Source organism: Sorangium sp. So ce726 (assembly GCF_051521405.1).
Classification (GTDB): domain Bacteria; phylum Myxococcota_A; class Polyangia; order Polyangiales; family Polyangiaceae; genus Sorangium.
The window spans coordinates 4514843-4529913 of sequence record NZ_CP150349.1; the positions used below are offsets into that span (position 1 = coordinate 4514843).

At 71.9% G+C, this 15071-nt stretch carries 10 protein-coding genes; 6 read left to right on the forward strand and 4 right to left on the reverse strand.

Annotation, left to right across the window (positions count from 1 at the left end; translation table 11 throughout):
• The first annotated feature begins 147 nt into the window (after positions 1–147).
• The 5 genes from WME79_RS16840 (at position 148) to WME79_RS16860 (ending at position 9467) form a co-directional block, all read left to right on the forward strand.
• The gene (locus tag WME79_RS16840; protein ID WP_437536627.1) at positions 148–738 is read left to right on the forward strand and encodes a gluconate 2-dehydrogenase subunit 3 family protein; all 591 of its coding nucleotides are present in this window, start codon (positions 148–150) and stop codon (positions 736–738) included.
• The gene (locus WME79_RS16845; RefSeq protein WP_437536629.1) at positions 735–2381 is read left to right on the forward strand and encodes a GMC family oxidoreductase N-terminal domain-containing protein; all 1647 of its coding nucleotides are present in this window, start codon (positions 735–737) and stop codon (positions 2379–2381) included. The genes WME79_RS16840 and WME79_RS16845 overlap by 4 nt, the downstream gene beginning before the upstream one ends.
• 298 nt (positions 2382–2679) lie before the next feature.
• Positions 2680–4413, forward strand: coding sequence for a sigma-54-dependent transcriptional regulator (locus WME79_RS16850; protein ID WP_437536632.1), 1734 nt, complete (start codon positions 2680–2682; stop codon positions 4411–4413).
• A 402-nt stretch (positions 4414–4815) separates the two neighbouring features.
• On the forward strand, positions 4816–6156 hold the full coding sequence (locus tag WME79_RS16855; protein WP_437536635.1) for a zinc-ribbon domain-containing protein: 1341 nt from the start codon (positions 4816–4818) through the stop codon (positions 6154–6156).
• A 209-nt stretch (positions 6157–6365) separates the two neighbouring features.
• Positions 6366–9467, forward strand: coding sequence for a hypothetical protein (locus WME79_RS16860; RefSeq protein WP_437536638.1), 3102 nt, complete (start codon positions 6366–6368; stop codon positions 9465–9467).
• Positions 9468–9471: 4 nt separating this feature from the next.
• On the opposite strand, the gene WME79_RS16865 is transcribed toward WME79_RS16860, so the two are convergent.
• Together WME79_RS16865 and WME79_RS16870 are read right to left on the reverse strand one after the other, a co-directional pair.
• Positions 9472–11046, reverse strand: a complete 1575-nt coding sequence (locus WME79_RS16865; protein WP_437536641.1) for a hypothetical protein — start codon at positions 11044–11046, stop codon at positions 9472–9474.
• 276 nt (positions 11047–11322) lie between these two features.
• Positions 11323–12003: a hypothetical protein gene (locus WME79_RS16870; protein ID WP_437536644.1), complete on the reverse strand. Its 681-nt coding sequence runs from the start codon at positions 12001–12003 to the stop codon at positions 11323–11325.
• Between the two features lie 674 nt (positions 12004–12677).
• Between WME79_RS16870 and grxD the strand changes: the two genes are divergently transcribed.
• Positions 12678–12992, forward strand: a complete 315-nt coding sequence (gene grxD / locus WME79_RS16875) for a Grx4 family monothiol glutaredoxin (RefSeq protein WP_437536647.1) — start codon at positions 12678–12680, stop codon at positions 12990–12992.
• Here grxD and WME79_RS16880 read toward each other — a convergent pair.
• Together WME79_RS16880 and WME79_RS16885 are read right to left on the reverse strand one after the other, a co-directional pair.
• Complete coding sequence (locus WME79_RS16880) at positions 12989–13750, reverse strand: uracil-DNA glycosylase (protein WP_437536650.1); 762 nt, start codon at positions 13748–13750, stop codon at positions 12989–12991. The two genes, grxD and WME79_RS16880, sit on opposite strands and share 4 nt — an antisense overlap.
• Positions 13747–14997, reverse strand: coding sequence for an esterase/lipase family protein (locus WME79_RS16885; protein WP_437536653.1), 1251 nt, complete (start codon positions 14995–14997; stop codon positions 13747–13749). The genes WME79_RS16880 and WME79_RS16885 overlap by 4 nt, the downstream gene beginning before the upstream one ends.
• Positions 14998–15071 lie beyond the last annotated feature (74 nt).

The following is a 15071-nucleotide window of genomic DNA, read 5'->3' on the forward strand; positions in this document are numbered from 1 at the left end:
ACAACGTCGAGCTGCGTAAATCGGGACAGGATGGTGTGCGAACACCCCGACGCAGTGCGAACGAAATTGCGCACTCTGACTGTAGGACTACGCTGTCGAGGCAGCCACGGCGGCGGCTTCCCGTGCTGACAAGGAAGGAGTCGAGTGATGAGCGAGCTCGTTGCGCACCTGCCCGTGATCGGTCCTGTCGTTGCCCTGGCGGCGCTTGCCCTCGCCGCCGTCTTCTTCCTCGTGCGCAGGGCGTCGGCCCCCGGTGCGCCCTCTTCCGCGCTGTCCGTGAAGGAGCGGGCCATCGTGGCGGCCTGCGCTGACGCCCTGTTCCCGGCCGGTGGCCCGATCCCGGTCTCCGGCACGGAGGCCGGGTTGGTCGAGTACATCGACCGCTACGTCGCGCGTACGCCGCGGCCTCTCCGGCCCTACATGCGGCTGCTGTTCCACTTCGTCGAGCTCTCGCCCTGGGTCTTCGGGCCGCGCCGCGCCCGCTTCACGCGCCTCCCGCAGGCCGATCGCATCGCGGTGCTCGCGTCGATGGCGCAGAGCTGTATCTACCTCCGGCGGGTGACGTTCCTCTCGCTGCGGACGATGCTCTCGATGGGCTATCTCGCGAACGAGAAGGTCGCCGGCGCGATCGGCGTTGCCTGCTGCGCCACGCCCTTCGAGCGCCGCGCCGCCGGGAGAGCGGCGGGTGAGCCCGCCGCCGCAGCGCCCCCGTCGCTCGCGCCGGGGGTGACCGCATGAAGCTCCCCGGCTTCTCGGAGCCGCCGCGCGCCGCGAGCCGCGAGCGCGGCGAGCGGCGCTCGCTCTCCGAGGCAACGCTCCGATCGAGGGGCGCGGTGGAGCCGCTCGCGCCCGGCGAGCCGCGCTCCCAGGTGAAGGTGTTCGCCGACTACGAGGGCGAGGTGCGGGCGTCGTGCGAGGTGCTCGTCGTCGGCTCGGGTCCGGGCGGCGCGGTCGTCGCCAAGGAGCTCGCCGAGGCGGGGCGCGACGTGATCCTCGTCGAGGAGGGGCCGCCGTTCGGGGTGGAGGATTTCCGCCAGGAGGCGGGCGAGTCGCTCTCGCGCACGCTGCGCGAGGGCGGGATGCGCGCCGCCCGCGGGCGCATGCTCATCCCGACCATGCAGGCGATCGCGCTCGGCGGCGGCTCGGTCGTCAACTCGGCCATCTGCGCGCGCTCGCCCGCCTGGGTGTTCGACAAGTGGGCAGAGCGGACCGGCACGGCCTCGCTCACCCTCGACGCGCTGCTGCCCCACTACGATCGCGTCGAGCGCCTGCTCGGCGTCTCGCCCACGCCGATGGAGGTGCAGGGCGAGCGCAACCTGCGCTTCAAGCGCGGCTGCGATGCGCTGGGGCTGTCGAGCGAGCCGACCCACCGCAACGTGCGCGGCTGCCGCGGCTCGGGCGAGTGCTTCACGGGGTGTCGCAACCGCGCAAAGATGTCGACCGACGTCTCGTACGTCCCCGCCGCGATCCGGGCAGGCGCGCGCGTCTTCACCAGCGTGCGCGCCGAGCACCTGCTGCTCTCCGGCAGGCGCGCGGCCGGGATGCGCGGGCGCACGATCGAGCCCTTCACCTGGCGCGAGGGGGCGCCCGTCGAAATACGGGCGGAGCTCGTCGTGCTCGCAGCCGGCTGCATGGCGACCCCGCTCATCCTGCTCCGCAGCGGCGCCGCCGGATCGAGCGGCTACGTGGGCAACGAGCTCCAGCTCCACCCGGGGCTCGCCATCATGGCGGTGTTCCCGGAGCCCATCGATCCATGGGAGGGCGCGACCCAGGGCTATCACTCGCTCCACTTCATCGAGCAAGGCATCAAGCTGGAGGTCCTCTGGTCGCCTCCGGCCGTGCTCGCCGCGCGATTCCCCGGCTTCGGGCACGACTACCAGCGTCACCTCCGGACATACAACCGGATGGCGCCGTTCGACGTCATCATTGCAGCCGAGCAGTCGCGCGGAACGGTGCGTCCGAAGCGCGGCAGCTGGGACCCTGATGTGCGATTCGACTACGCACCGCGCGACGTCGAGAAGATCCAGCGCGGTCTCGGCATCTTGTCCGACATCTGCTGGGCGGCGGGGGCCTCGTCGATACTGCCCGGGCTGCACGGCGTGCCCGACGAGCTGATGTCGCCGAAAGAAGCCGAGATCCTGAAGAGCAAACGGCTCGACGGGCGCGACACGATCACCGCGGCGAATCACGCCTTCGGTACAGCGCGGATGTCGAGGCGTCCGCGGGACGGGGTGGTCGATGAGGAGGGGCGCTGCCACGATCTGGACAATGTGTACGTCGCTGACACGAGCATCTTTCCTGGAAGTCCCGCAGTGAATCCGATGCTTACGTGCATGGCGCTGGCCGATCGCATTGCATGCGGCATCATCGAGCGCTGGTGAGGCGCGCGGCGGCGTGTCACCACAGGAGTCAGTGAGCCAGGGGCGCCACATCCGTCGGGCAGGCACGGCATGTCGCGGACGGTATGTGAGGGGGGCTTTGCACCCGAGAAGGAGGCAACTCCCGAGTTGATACGAGGCCCCGCGAGGTACAAGTTTAACGGCACGTTTCAACTCGCACGGGGCCGAGCCGTCCGTCCGCCGAGCTGGGAGGGAAGCTTTGGGACCGAACGCAGTTTCAGCTGCAATTCCGCGTGGACAAGCGCGCTCGCCACATCGGAGCCACAGCCATCACGGCCGTGTGCTCCTCGTCGAGGACGAGCCCGATCAGGCGGCCATCCTCGAGGCGGTGCTGCGCCACGAAGGGCTCGACGTCGTCGTTGCGTCGAGCGGCGAGCAAGCGCTCGAGATCCACCAGCGGACGCCGGCTGACGTGCTCGTCACGGATCTCAACCTGCCGGGCATGACGGGGGTCGATCTGATGCGCCGGCTCTCGCCCGGCGAGCTCGAGGGGCCCGAGCCGAAGGCGCCGCCGCCCCACGTGGTCATGGTCACCGGCGCGGCGTCGATCACGAGCGCCGTCGATGCGCTCAAGCTGGGAGCGGCCGACTACCTCCAGAAGCCGCTCGATCCGGCGCGCCTCGTGCTGCTCGTGCGCGAGCTCCTCTCGTCGCCGCCGACCGAGTTCGACGACGACGATCCCCTCCATGGGCAGCTCGTGTTCGAGGGGATGATCGGCGGCTCGCCGCGGATGCGGGAGGTCTTCACCCGCATCGATCGCGTCGCCGCGACGATGGCCCCCGTGCTCATCGTCGGCGAGAGCGGCACGGGCAAGGAGCTCGTCGCGCGCGCGATCCACAACCGGAGCCGCCGCCGCGCGGGCCCGTTCGTGCCGGTCCACACGGGCGCGATCCCGCGCGAGCTCATCGGCAGCGAGCTCTTCGGCCACGAGAAGGGCTCGTTCACCGGCGCGTTCGCGGCCGCGGAGGGCAAGTTCGAGGCGGCGGCGGGCGGCACCGTCTTCCTCGACGAGGTGGGCACGATGGACGCGGCCGTGCAGGTCAGCCTCCTGCGCGTGCTCGAGACGTACCGGTTCACGCGCGTCGGCGGCCGCAAGGAGATCGAGGCCGACGTCCGCGTCGTCGCCGCCACGAACAAGGATCTGCTCGACCTCGTCGACGACTGCGTCTTCCGCGAGGACCTCTACTACCGGCTCAACGTGTTCACGGTGACGCTGCCCCCGCTGCGCGAGCGCAGGGAGGACATCCTGCCCATCGCCGAGCGCTTCCTGCTGAAGTTCGCCAAGCGCTACGGCACCCCGGCGCGCCGCCTCTCCGACGCCGCCGTCGAGCGGCTGGCCGAGCACGACTGGCCGGGCAACGTCCGCGAGCTGCGCAACGTCATCGAGCAGACGGCGCTCTTCGCCTCGAACGAGCTGGTCTCGGCCAACGACGTCCAGCTCGGCCAGGGCCGGATCGAGCGGCGCTCGGGCCGGCGTTCCTATGACAGCATCCCGTCGGCGAGGGTCGCGGCGCCGGTCGTCCCTGCCGAGCCGGCCGAGCCGCTCTCGGTGCCGATCGTTCATGCCGCCGACCTGGTGGTTCCCTCCGAGCCTGTGCCGTCGCACGTCGGCGCGCAGCCTGTGCCGTCCTCCATCGGCCCTGCCTCGCTGCCGCGGAGGCCGGGGGAGGCAGGCACGCACGAGGCCGAGCCGTCGCGGGACGCCGGCGAAGCGGCGGAGCACCCGCTCGTGCTGCGCCTTCCGGTCGGAACGCGCCTGGCGGACGCGGAGCGCAAGCTCATCCTGCTGACCCTCGAGGCGGTGCGCGGCAACAAGCAGCGCGCCGCCCGCGTGCTCGGGATCAGCCGCCGCGGCCTGTACTCGAAGCTGCAGGCGTACGGGGAGCACGTGGGGAGCCACGAGGCCCAGGGGCACAGCGAGAGCGCCGAGCCGCAAGACCCGGTCGACGATGTGCCGGTCGTCACCGACGAGCCCGTCCTGGAAGAGCTCGGTTCCGCGCGCGGCGACGCCTGACGGAGCCTCCTTGCCGCTCCGCGCCGCGAGCGCACACCGCGCCGCGCCGTGAGCTCACACCGCCACACCGCACGTTCGCAGTACCGCAGCAATCACGGGTCGCGTGGGCGCGTCGAGTGTGAGCCGCCTCCCAGCGCGGATGGGCGCCTGAGCCGAGCCGCGAGGCGGCTGGTCGCACTCCGGAGCCCGACCTGCGCGCTGCTGCGCCGCATCCCGACAACGGTCCCGTCGGCGGTCCGTCCCTTTGTGCTTTACGAAGGGACGACGACCTCGGCTATCGTAAAGCGGAGCTGCGAGATCAGACGCGCGACTGGCACGTCAGAGAGCGGGCCACCGGCGCGGCATCAAGGTAAACTCTACGCGACGCCTCGCCGGCACTACACCCCAGCGGGCCAGCCCCCAATGAAGATCACCTGCCAGTCCTGTCAGTCGAAATACACCGTCTCGGACGAGAAGGTCCAAGGCAGAACCGTCAAGATCAAGTGCCGCAAATGCGGCGCGACGATCCTCGTGAACAGCTCGGGCGTGACGACGAACGGCGGGGTCGCCGATCCGGTGTCCGGCACGAGCGTTCCGAATGACGGGACGACGTACCTGGTCAACGTGGCGGACGGCGATCAGCGCTCGATGGCGCTGGCCGAGATCGTCACGAGCTACCAGTCGGGGGTGATCAACGCCGAGACGTACGTCTGGGCGGACGGGATGGCCGACTGGCAGCCGCTCGGCCAGATCGACTCGATCGTCGCGGCCCTGCACGCAGGCAGCGCTCCTGCCTCGGTGGCCGCGCAGGAGCCGGCGCCGGCGCAGTCGACGTCCGTGCCCAGCGGGGGAGCGGCCCTCGGGCAGACCTCCCCGGGGGTCGAGTCGGTCGCGGCCGCTCCTCGGGCAGCGGCGGTGCGTCGCGATCCGGCGCGTCCGACGCAGGATCTCTTCGGCGGGAGCCCGGGCGTCGAGGCGCATCGGCCCAGCTCCGACGACGTGGCCACGAGCGCTCCGCTCTTCAAGAGCGGCGCCGCGCCTGGCCAGCGCGACGAGAACTCGATGCTGTTCTCGCTGAGCGCCCTCACGGCGAAGGCCGCCGCGCCTGCCCCAGCGCGGGCGGCCGTCAGCGCCTCGGATGACTCCGGCCTCATCGACCTGAAGGCCCTCGCATCGGGGGCTGGCGTCCGAGCGCCGTCGCCCGTCGCGAGCATCGTCGCCAACGATGGCGGCCTGTTCCAGCTCAGCGCGCCGATCGTGACCACGGCTCGAGCGCCGTCGGTCGCGCCGCCGAACGTCGGCGAGGCCCCTTCCAAGAACCGCGCCCCCTTGATCATCGGTGCGGGCATCGCGATCGCGGGCATCGCGATCGCAGGCGTCTTCTTCCTGATGAAGGGCGGCGGCGCCACGCCGGTTCCCACTGCAGTCGAAACGACGCCGCCCACGGCCGCCGCGCCGGCGACGACGGCGCCCCCGGAGCCGACGGCGGCGCCGGCGCCCACCGCGTCGGCGACGGCGTCGGCGACCGCGACGGCAGAACCGGTCGCGAGCGCCGCGCCGAGCGCCACGCCGACGGCAGCAGGGGCGCGCCCGAACGCGAGGCCGTCGCCGCGACCGAACACCGGCGGCAGCACCGCAGGCAAGCAGACGCCTGCTGCGGCCGCCCCAGCGGCGGCCGCTCCGGCCCCCGCGAAGCGCGGCGGCTGCGGGTGCGCGGTCGGCGATCTGATGTGCGCGATGCAGTGCTCCGCCAAGGGCAAGTGAACGCACGACGGCCGTCGTCCGATCGGTGAGCGGAGATCCTCGTCGCCGGAGCCGCGCGCGCAGCGGCCGCTCCGGCGCTGGGCGTGCGACGCGCGACGGGCATGAGCCAGCCGCTGCAGACACGCACGACGCGAGCCGCGGCTGAACCTTGGCGTGGGCGCCCGCAAGGACGGTGCGGCGCCCGGACCGCCGCGCTAGCATCGTCCGTCATGAGTGAGCCCGACGGGCGGCTGCGCGCGCCGATTCCTCGGTGGATGCCGGGCGCGGCGCGGCGCTCCGCGATGGCGCTGCTCCTCTGCGCGAGCGCGGCAGGGTGCGGTGGACGGGCGGCGATGACGCCATCCGGAGGACCGGCGTCGAGCGATCGCAGCCCCTCTGGGCAGGCATCGCGCTCGGCGCCGGGCGGGCGATCCTCGCAGGGGGCGCTCGTGACCATGGTCACTCCATCGCGGTTGCTCCCGGATCTCGTCGGAGAGCGCGGCGTGGTGGCCAGCGAGGCGGGGGCCAAGCGGGTGCTCATCGATCGCATGCGCGTCGTCGCGCACGACGATGGATCGCTCGAGCGCGCCGCCGACCTGTTGCCGTCAGGTCAGGTCACCTCGCTCAAGCTGCCGGCGCGCCTGGGCGGCGGTTACCTGTTCTACGCCTCGAACCGCGGCAGCGCGCAGCTCTGGCGGGCCCAGGCGTGGCTCGCCCCGCTCGAGCCGCTCGTGCAGCTGCCGTCGGAGGCGAACGAGATCCTCGCGGGGTTCGATCGCCTCTACGCGCGGCTCTCGCACAGCCACCGGCTCCTCGCGATCGACGCGCAGACGGGCGCGGCGATGCCGCTCGGCCCGCTCCCACCGGCGAGCAGTTACGGCCAGATCGCGTTCGCCGACGGCTGGCGCGCCCTGGTCGAGGCCGATCTGCGCGGCCTGCTCGTCACGTTCGACGCCGGGGCCACCTGGCGTGAGGTCGAGATCGACGCGCGGCCGACCTCTGTCGCCGTCGTCGGCGGCGATCCTGCGGTGATGACCGCGAGCGGGCTCTACGCGGTCGATGCGCGCGGCGGCGTGACGTACCGCACGCTGGAGCCTTCCGACGACGTGCAGGAGCCGCCGGCGCGCGCCCAGGGACCTCTCGGGAGGCGCCCGCTTCGCGCCGCGGTCGAGGACGGGTGGCCCGACTCGAGCACGACCGCGGTGGTGGCTCGCGGCGGCGCCCTGGCGCGCGTCTCGCTGCGCGACGGGGCGGTGATCGACGTCGCGCCCGACGCCTATCCGGAGCGAGAGGCGGCCTGCCATGCGATCCGCGCGGGAGCGTCGTTCGGGTTCGTGTGCGGCGAGCGCGAGGGGCCGACGACGCTGTACGCGTTCCAGCCGCCGCTCGGCGTGCGCCGGCTGATGCGCTTCGACGAGCCCCGCTTCGTGGTCGCGAGCGGCAACGGCGCGCTGGTGATCCGCGGCTCCTGCAGTGAAGACAGCGCGGTGCGCGCCGGGCGTGCGTACTGCGTCGTCGCCGCCGACGGGCGCACCCGCGAGATCCACGTCCGCGCGCCCGCGCGAGACGTCGGCATCGAGCGCGTCGTCGCGCTGTCCGACGGCCGCATCGCCGTCCTCTCGCCGCCTCGCCTGGACGCATCGGGGCAGCTCACGCTGCTCAAGGGGAGCGACGTCACGACCGTCCCGCTGATCCTCCCGCCCAAGCCGCGCAGCATCGCGCGCGATCTGCAGCGCGGTATGTGGATCGAAGGGTTCGAGGAGCGTGAGCCCGGCGTCATCGGCGGCTGGGTAGAGGCAGGCGGTCCGATCGTGGGCGTTCGGATCGACGCGAAGAGCGGGAAGGTGACCGCGGGGGCGCCGCGCCAGGACGGCACGGGCGCGCTGTTGTCAGGGCGGTTCGCGTTCTCCCTTGGAGAAGGCGAGCGCGCCGCCGAGTCGACGGACGGCGGCATGACCTGGCGTGCGCTCGATCTGCCGGAGCGGGACGACGACACCGCGGCGTCGAGGACGCGCGCGTGCGGCCCCGTCGGCTGCGTCTTCAGGGGCTGGATCCGGGTCGGCTGGGGCAAGACGGCGCTGGCGGACGATCTCGCCGAGGCGAAGCCGCCGCCGGTGCTCCAGATGCCGCTCCGCGCGGGGAGCCCGATCGCGATGCGCTGCGAGGCCGTCGGCTCCTCGACGCCACCGTTGCCGGACAAGCCTCCCGCCGCGCCTTCCGCGCGCGCCGAGGGAGCGCGCCCGGCCTCGTCCGTCACGCGCTCGGCGTCGACGGAGATACCGACGTCGCCGTGGGCTCCTTTCCGCAACACGCCGCCGCCCAAGCGCGGGGCGGACGAGGTCGGCCTCGACAACGGGGCTCCGTACGACATCGTGACGATGCGCGCCTACGCATGGGGCAAGCGAGGCGCGGACTGGGCGCGCGCCGGGCGCTGGCTCCTCCGTTTCGACGATCGCTTCGATCCAGATGGCGGGGTGCGTTCCAGCGGCGTGAGCGCCTCGCCTTGGTCGGATGAGGCGTCGGCCGCTGAGGCGCTCGGCGTGGTGAGTCAGGGGGCGGCGTCCTGGGGCGCGTACCTCGATCCTGGCGGACGGGCCGCGCTGACCCACGTGTGTCGCGGCGCCGGATGCAGCCTGTTCGCAGCCTCTGAAGGGCTGCCGATCCTTCCGTTGCGCGACAGCGCAGGCCGCGCGGGCAATTTCCTCCGGCCGTTTCCGAACGGCGCCGTGCGGCTCGGCGAGACGTGGTTCTTCGTGACGCCTGGCGGCTCGTATGACGTCGTGGCGCTGTGGCGCGCCGACCTCGGGATCGCACGGCAGCTGGCGACCTACTATCGCCCTGGCCGCACGGGCTACGGCGTGGATCCTCCGCGCCTGGTCCGGCGTGCGCTGGGCGGCGGCGTCGGCCTGCTCATCTCGGCGGCACCCGACCCTGGCGTGCGCGCCGGCTCCTGGCACGTGCTCCCGATCGACCGCGAGACCGGCGCGCTCGGCGAGGCCGTGCCGCTCGGCCGCAAGGACCTCGCGGACACACGGATCGAGCGCTGTGCCCCGGGTCAGGACGGCTGGCTCCTCGACACAAGCCTGGAGGGGTCGCCGAGCTTCGATGTCGGCGGCAGCTCTCCCTCCGTCGACGGCGCCGAGTTCCGGCTTCGCCTGGATCCAGGCAGCGCATGCGTGGAGGCGATGGCGGTGAGGCTGCAGGGCGCCTTCTCGAAGGCACCCGAGAAGCAGAACGACGTTGGCGCCAGCGCGATCCCGCTCGCTGCGACCGAGCGAGCAACGGGCCGGAGGTGGCGGTTGCGCTGCGAGCCGAAGGACGCCGCCAGATGATCCGCTAGTTGGTGATGGCGTCCGGCGAAACCGCGTTCACCCGCCCCTCGACGCCGACCTCCTCGCCTTCCCCGCGGCGGATGGTCCCGAGCCAGTCTGCCGTCCACGCGATCGGCGCGGCGGAGCTGTTGAGCTGCGCAGGGCCTGAAGCGTTCACGACGATCTCGCCGATCATACCTGCCGTCTCCGATGCCTCCGTGCCAGCGCGCCACAGGAGCTTGAGCCCGCCAGCGCACAGCATGGCCATGCAGTCGCCTGTGCAGTCGGCGTAGCCGCCGAGCAGCTCGCCGAGCGCCTGGCACTCTGCCGCAGCGGCGAGCGCTGCAGGGACGGACTCCGCAGCCGCCTCCGCTGCGACCCCGAGCCCGGTCACTCCGCCGATGTATCGGGTTGGCGACCACGTCAGCGTCCCCGCGAGCCGGAGCACATCGCCGGGGTCCGCCGTCCACGACATGAAATGTGCCGCTGGCACGCCCGCGCTGTCAGCGGTCACGCTGCCGAGCCAGCTCGCCTCGAAGAGCGCGCGTCCCTGCATGTCTTCCACGCCGCTCAGCTGGCCGTCGATTGCGAGCGGCGTACCCGCGAGCCCGGTATGAGCCCATCCACGGCACCTGTCGCGCAGGGGGATCGGGAGCGCGGCGAGGTGCGCCTGGGCTGCCGCGTCCCAGTCACGCTCGATCCGCTTCGCGGCGAACGCGGGCGCCTGGTCCGGCGGCGCCGCGCGCTGCATGGCGTCGAGCAGGGACGCGGCTTCCGCGTCGGCAGGCAAGAATGCGTCGAGCAGCTGCTCGGTCGCTGCTTCCAGCATCGCGGTCAGCCCCTCCGCTGTCACGAGGGTCAGCTTCGTGTCGAGGCGCGTCGCCGCCATATCGATCGGCAGGTCCTTGATCGGGACCCAGACGTCGCGCGCGGAGCCGGACTGCAGCTCTCGTTCCCCCACGCAACCCCACATGATCCGACCGCTGTGCAGAGCGACGGTAAGGCTCGGCCCCACAGGCGCGCCCTCGACGACCACCGGTTCGTCTGGACCGCCGTGCGCCACAAGCGCGCCCACGGGTGCTTCGGGCGCGGCGGCTGCGATCTCCTCGCAAGTGGCCTCCGCGACGACGCTCGCCGTCCAGTCCTTCGCGACGCGCGTCCCCTCGTAGACCGGGATGACGCGGAGCGTGCCGAAGCCCTCCGCGCTCACCGAAACACCGAGCTCCGCGGACGGCCCGCTCTTCGTCGCGGCGCGGAGCCGGAACGTGCTTCCCAGGGTCGAGGCGTGGAGCTGAACCGAGGCCCTGCCATTTTCGTCCGCGACGGCCGTCGTGCGATCGACCCATGCACCTGCAGCTTCGCCGAGGAGGGTGAAGCTCACCTCGTAGGGCGCCGGAGGTTGTCCCGTGACCCACACCGTGCGCAGTTCCCCTGGCACGAGCTGCAGCGTCCCTTCCTCCTCGAACGCCAGGACCGTGGGTTGAGCGGTCTCCCCGGGCATATCGGGGCTCTCCGCCGACCCGTCGGCCATACGAAAAGAGCAGGACGCCAGTCCGACGATGGCGATCCAGGGAGCCGAGTACTTCCAAGGCAAGCTCACCCTTGGAGTGTACCTTGCATCTCCCCCGGCGAACAGTGGAGGGGCAAACGTACGACGGCCTTCCGGGTGAGCCGTGTCCATTGGACACCGATACTGTCGAGCAAAGCTTGGGGTGGGTTCACACAGGAGTGCCGTCGCGACCTGTGCCGCGAGGCGGTGGTGCCAGGGCCGCATGGCGGCAGCGGACGACCGCAGGGCAGCGGACGTCCCGAGGCGCGAGCGGCGGCGCCACTCCTCGAGGCGTGAGGCAGACGGCGCCGGCCCGCAGGTACGCGACTACTTCACGTAGATCTGGGCGACGGCGAGGCCGCTGCCCCGGACGGTCATGATGGCCTTCGCGGGGCCGCCCACGGGGAGCGGGTTCTTGAAGCAAGAGCCTTTGCCGCCGAGCGTGGCGTTCGGTCCGGTGGTGTTGTCCTGGGAGAGCACCACGGGCGGCAGCATCGGCGCGGGCTGCGCGACGATCTGCAGGTTGAGCTCCTGGACGCCGAGGCCCACGCCGATCACCGAGTAACACTTGCCCGGCTGGATATTGAACGGCTGCTCGAGCGTCTGGCCGTCCTGGAACTGCCCGGCGAACGCGCCGCCTTCCGGCTGCATGCCCTGGACCTCCGAGGCCGCCATGGCGGTGAGGACCGGGGTCGCTGCGCTGACCGCGGCAGGCGCGATCGGGGTCGCCTGGCCGGTGCTCGTGCCCGTTGCGGTCGGCGTCTGCGTCGGGGTGGGGGTCGTGGTGGCAGGCGGCGGGTACTGGCCTGGCTGGGTGGGTTGGCCGTACTGGCCCGGCTGGGCGGGCTGACCGTATTGTCCGGGCGGGTATTGTCCGGGCGGGTACTGGGTTGACGCCCCGTACTGGTTCTGCATCTGCGACGGGTTGTTCGGCTCCGGGTCGCTGCCGCCGCAGGCGAGGGGCGCGAGGCCGAGCAGGGCCGCTGGGATGAGGACGTGCAAGCGCATACGAGGCTCCTTCAGGGTTGTGCGGGTGAGGCCGCGACAATGGGACGCTCGCCGCACCCGCGGCGGCTCACCGCCGCTGGTCACGGTCGGTAAGACGGCCGAGGTGGGGGCGTGTTCTACAACGACTTGGCAGCGCGAGGCCAGACGCTGCGGTGCGGGTGGCACGAGGCGCGTCCAGCGAGCGGAAAGCGGCCTCGCCGCGGCCTGGGTACACAGGTCCTGGAGCACGCTGTCGACCAGCATTCGACGTTTCGGTGTCCACGGACAGGTGCCCGCTGTGTCGATCGCTCGGCGTGTCCCTGCACGGCCGCGGCCGTCGAGCCCCCTCGGTAGATGCGCTGAGCCTGGCCGGCGCCGCCCACCGGCCCCCATCGCTCGCGAAGACGCACCCAGACGTCGTCGCACCCGCCCGAGGATACACTGGTCCCTGCAGTCCTCCATGGGACCCCTGCGGCGTTCCAGCCCAGTTGACGCGGGCGGAGGGCGACACCAGAAACCCCGTTCACAACCGCGCGCGGGGCGGGGCGGTCACGTGGTCCGCTTGGCGAGTCCAGTGCGGTCCCGTCGCGAGCCCCGCCGGCACGCCACGGCGTGCGGCCCGGCAGTCACGCGCCGCTTCTGTGTAGATTGAACAATGGGCGATCCCGCTCGCGGCGGGAGATCAGGAACGAGCCATGAGCGACATCCACCAGGCGATCAAGGATACCGTCGAGAGCAACCGCGTCGTCCTCTTCATGAAGGGCACCAAGACCTTCCCGCAATGCGGGTTCTCGGCGCGGGCCGTCGACATCCTGAAAAAGTGCGGCGTGGACTTCAAGGACGTCAACGTGCTGTCCGATCCCTCGCTGCGCCAAGGGATCAAGGACTACTCGCAGTGGCCGACGATCCCGCAGGTCTACGTGGACGGGAAGTTCATCGGCGGCTCCGACATCCTGACGGAGATGTTCCAGTCGGGCGATCTGCAGAAGCTCCTGTCGAAGCAGGACTAACGTCCGGATCGCTCGGAGGCGCGAAGCCCTGCTGCGCTGATCGCGCGGCGCAGGACCTCGTCGAACATGTCGCCGGTGAGCCGCCCCGTCTGGGTGTTCTGCTGGCTGACGTGGTAGCTGCCGAAGAGCAGCGCCTCCGCCGCGCCGCCGCGAGGATCGGGGATCACCGCCTCCACGCCGTGCGCGAACGGCGGGAGGCGTGGATGAGCTTCCGCGCGATCCCCCGCGGATGCGCCGCGCGCGCGGGCGAGCGCGGCGACGGCGTCATAGCCGATCTTGCCGAGCGCGAGGTAGACGCGCGCCCGATGCAGCGCCGCGAGCTCTCGGTCGATCCACCCGCGGCACGTCGCGAGCTCGGCGATCGTGGGCTTGTTGTCCGGGGGAGCGCAACGGCAGGGGGCGGTGATGAACACGCCCCGAAGCGAGAGCCCATCGTCTCGCGAGGTGCTCGTCGGCTGCGAGGCGAGCCCCGCTCGATAGAGCGCCGCGTAGAGGAAATCACCCGATCGATCGCCGGTGAACATGCGGCCGGTGCGGTTCCCGCCGTGCGCCGCCGGGGCCAGCCCGACGATCACGAGCGGCGCGTCCGGATCGCCGAAGCCTGGCACAGGGCGGCCCCAGTAGATCTGGTCCCGGTAAGCGCGCCGCTTCTCTCGCGCGATCTCCTCGCGCCACGCCACGAGCCGCGGGCAGCGCCGGCACTCGACGAGCTCCGCCGTGATCTGATCGAGCGCGCGCGCCGCGCCGCCGCGGCTCACGCGGCGGGCTCGCCGCCCGAGCTCGTCGAGGCGCTGCTCTGCCCCCCGTCCATGCCGCGCTCCGATGCGCGCGCCTCCGCGAGCGGGCGCGGCGGCGCCGCCGCGTGCTCTGTCAGGCCGCCCTGCTCGCCGGCGACCATCCCGGTCACGATGCGATCGAGCACCGCGTCGAAGCGCAGGCGATTGAAGCGAGCTCCGCTCGCCAGCCAGTCGATGTGCCCGCCCTTGCCCGGAAAATGGCCGACGATGTCCAGGTGGTCGGCCTTGCCGGCCCAGATGAGCTCCCCCCAGACCTGCGAGGCGAGCGGGACCACGCCGTCGTTGGCGTCCGGCGGCGGCAGCTCGCCGAGCACGCGCGCGAGCTTCTGCTCGATCGAGCCGTCATGAGAGCGGCAAGGGTAGTGCTCGTTCAGGCGGGCGGTGATGTTCGACAGCGCGGTGAAGATGGCAGCCGACATCGCCCCCCACGGCGACCGGAGCGCCGATACCCAGTCGCGGACGGCGTTGCGTGGCGCGTACGTCGCGACGCTCTGGTACCGCAAGCCCGCGCGGTCCTCGAGGCCGGCGTGGAGCAGATCCATCGCCTCGGGCATGAGCTGGACGATGGCGCCCTGGTCGTCGCGCAGGAGCTTCAGCCAGGCGCGCAGCTCGCGGCTCGAGGCGTCGTCGAGCACGCGGATGAAGCTCTCGACCGCGCGATCGATGAGCTCGAACTCGAAGAAGCCGAGCTGCGCCCGGCCGAACGCGGCGACCAGCGCCGACGCGGCCGCGAGCGGCGGTGCGCCGAGCTTGAGGCCGGCCACCGTCAGCGCGGTGACGGCGTAGAGCAGGCGCTGGCCGCTCACCGTGGCGAAGAAGGCGGCGAGCGGGGTGCCGAAATGAGGCGTGTTGATGGTGGTGACGGACCGCAGCCGGCTCGTCCATCCGAGTCGGCGGTGAGCGTTCCCGGGGAGCCGCGCCGTCGGCGAAGCGACGAGGCGAGCGTCCAGGCCTCCGGTCGAGTGGCCTACGATGTGGATAGGACCGTCGTCGTCCCCCGCGCTCTCTTCCACGAGGCGGGCGAGCTTCGCCGCCCGGCGGAGGATGGAGGCCGTCGGGTGGACCTCGCAGACGTGGATCTCGACGATCCGGCCGCGATCGCGGAACCGCTCCTCGATCGCGCGGATGAAGTGCTCGAAATACTCGAGGGAGGCGAGGGTCGCGAAGCCGAACATGCCCGGCGACAGGTAGACGCGCGTCTTCTGCACGCGCGGGAATGTGCCATGTCCGCCGGCCCTCCGCGGCATTTCCATCGCCGCCCGCGCCTGCGACCGTGACAGCC

What these genes read in the sequence shown, in the direction of transcription:
- WME79_RS16840 (WP_437536627.1), top strand. Translation starts at nt 148, where the DNA reads ATGAGCGAGCTCGTTGCGCACCTGCCCGTGATCGGTCCTGTCGTTGCC.
- WME79_RS16845 (WP_437536629.1), top strand. Translation starts at nt 735, where the DNA reads ATGAAGCTCCCCGGCTTCTCGGAGCCGCCGCGCGCCGCGAGCCGCGAG.
- WME79_RS16855 (WP_437536635.1), top strand. Translation starts at nt 4,816, where the DNA reads ATGAAGATCACCTGCCAGTCCTGTCAGTCGAAATACACCGTCTCGGAC.
- WME79_RS16860 (WP_437536638.1), top strand. Translation starts at nt 6,366, where the DNA reads ATGAGTGAGCCCGACGGGCGGCTGCGCGCGCCGATTCCTCGGTGGATG.
- WME79_RS16870 (WP_437536644.1), bottom strand. Translation starts at nt 12,003, where the DNA reads ATGCGCTTGCACGTCCTCATCCCAGCGGCCCTGCTCGGCCTCGCGCCC.
- grxD (WP_437536647.1), top strand. Translation starts at nt 12,678, where the DNA reads ATGAGCGACATCCACCAGGCGATCAAGGATACCGTCGAGAGCAACCGC.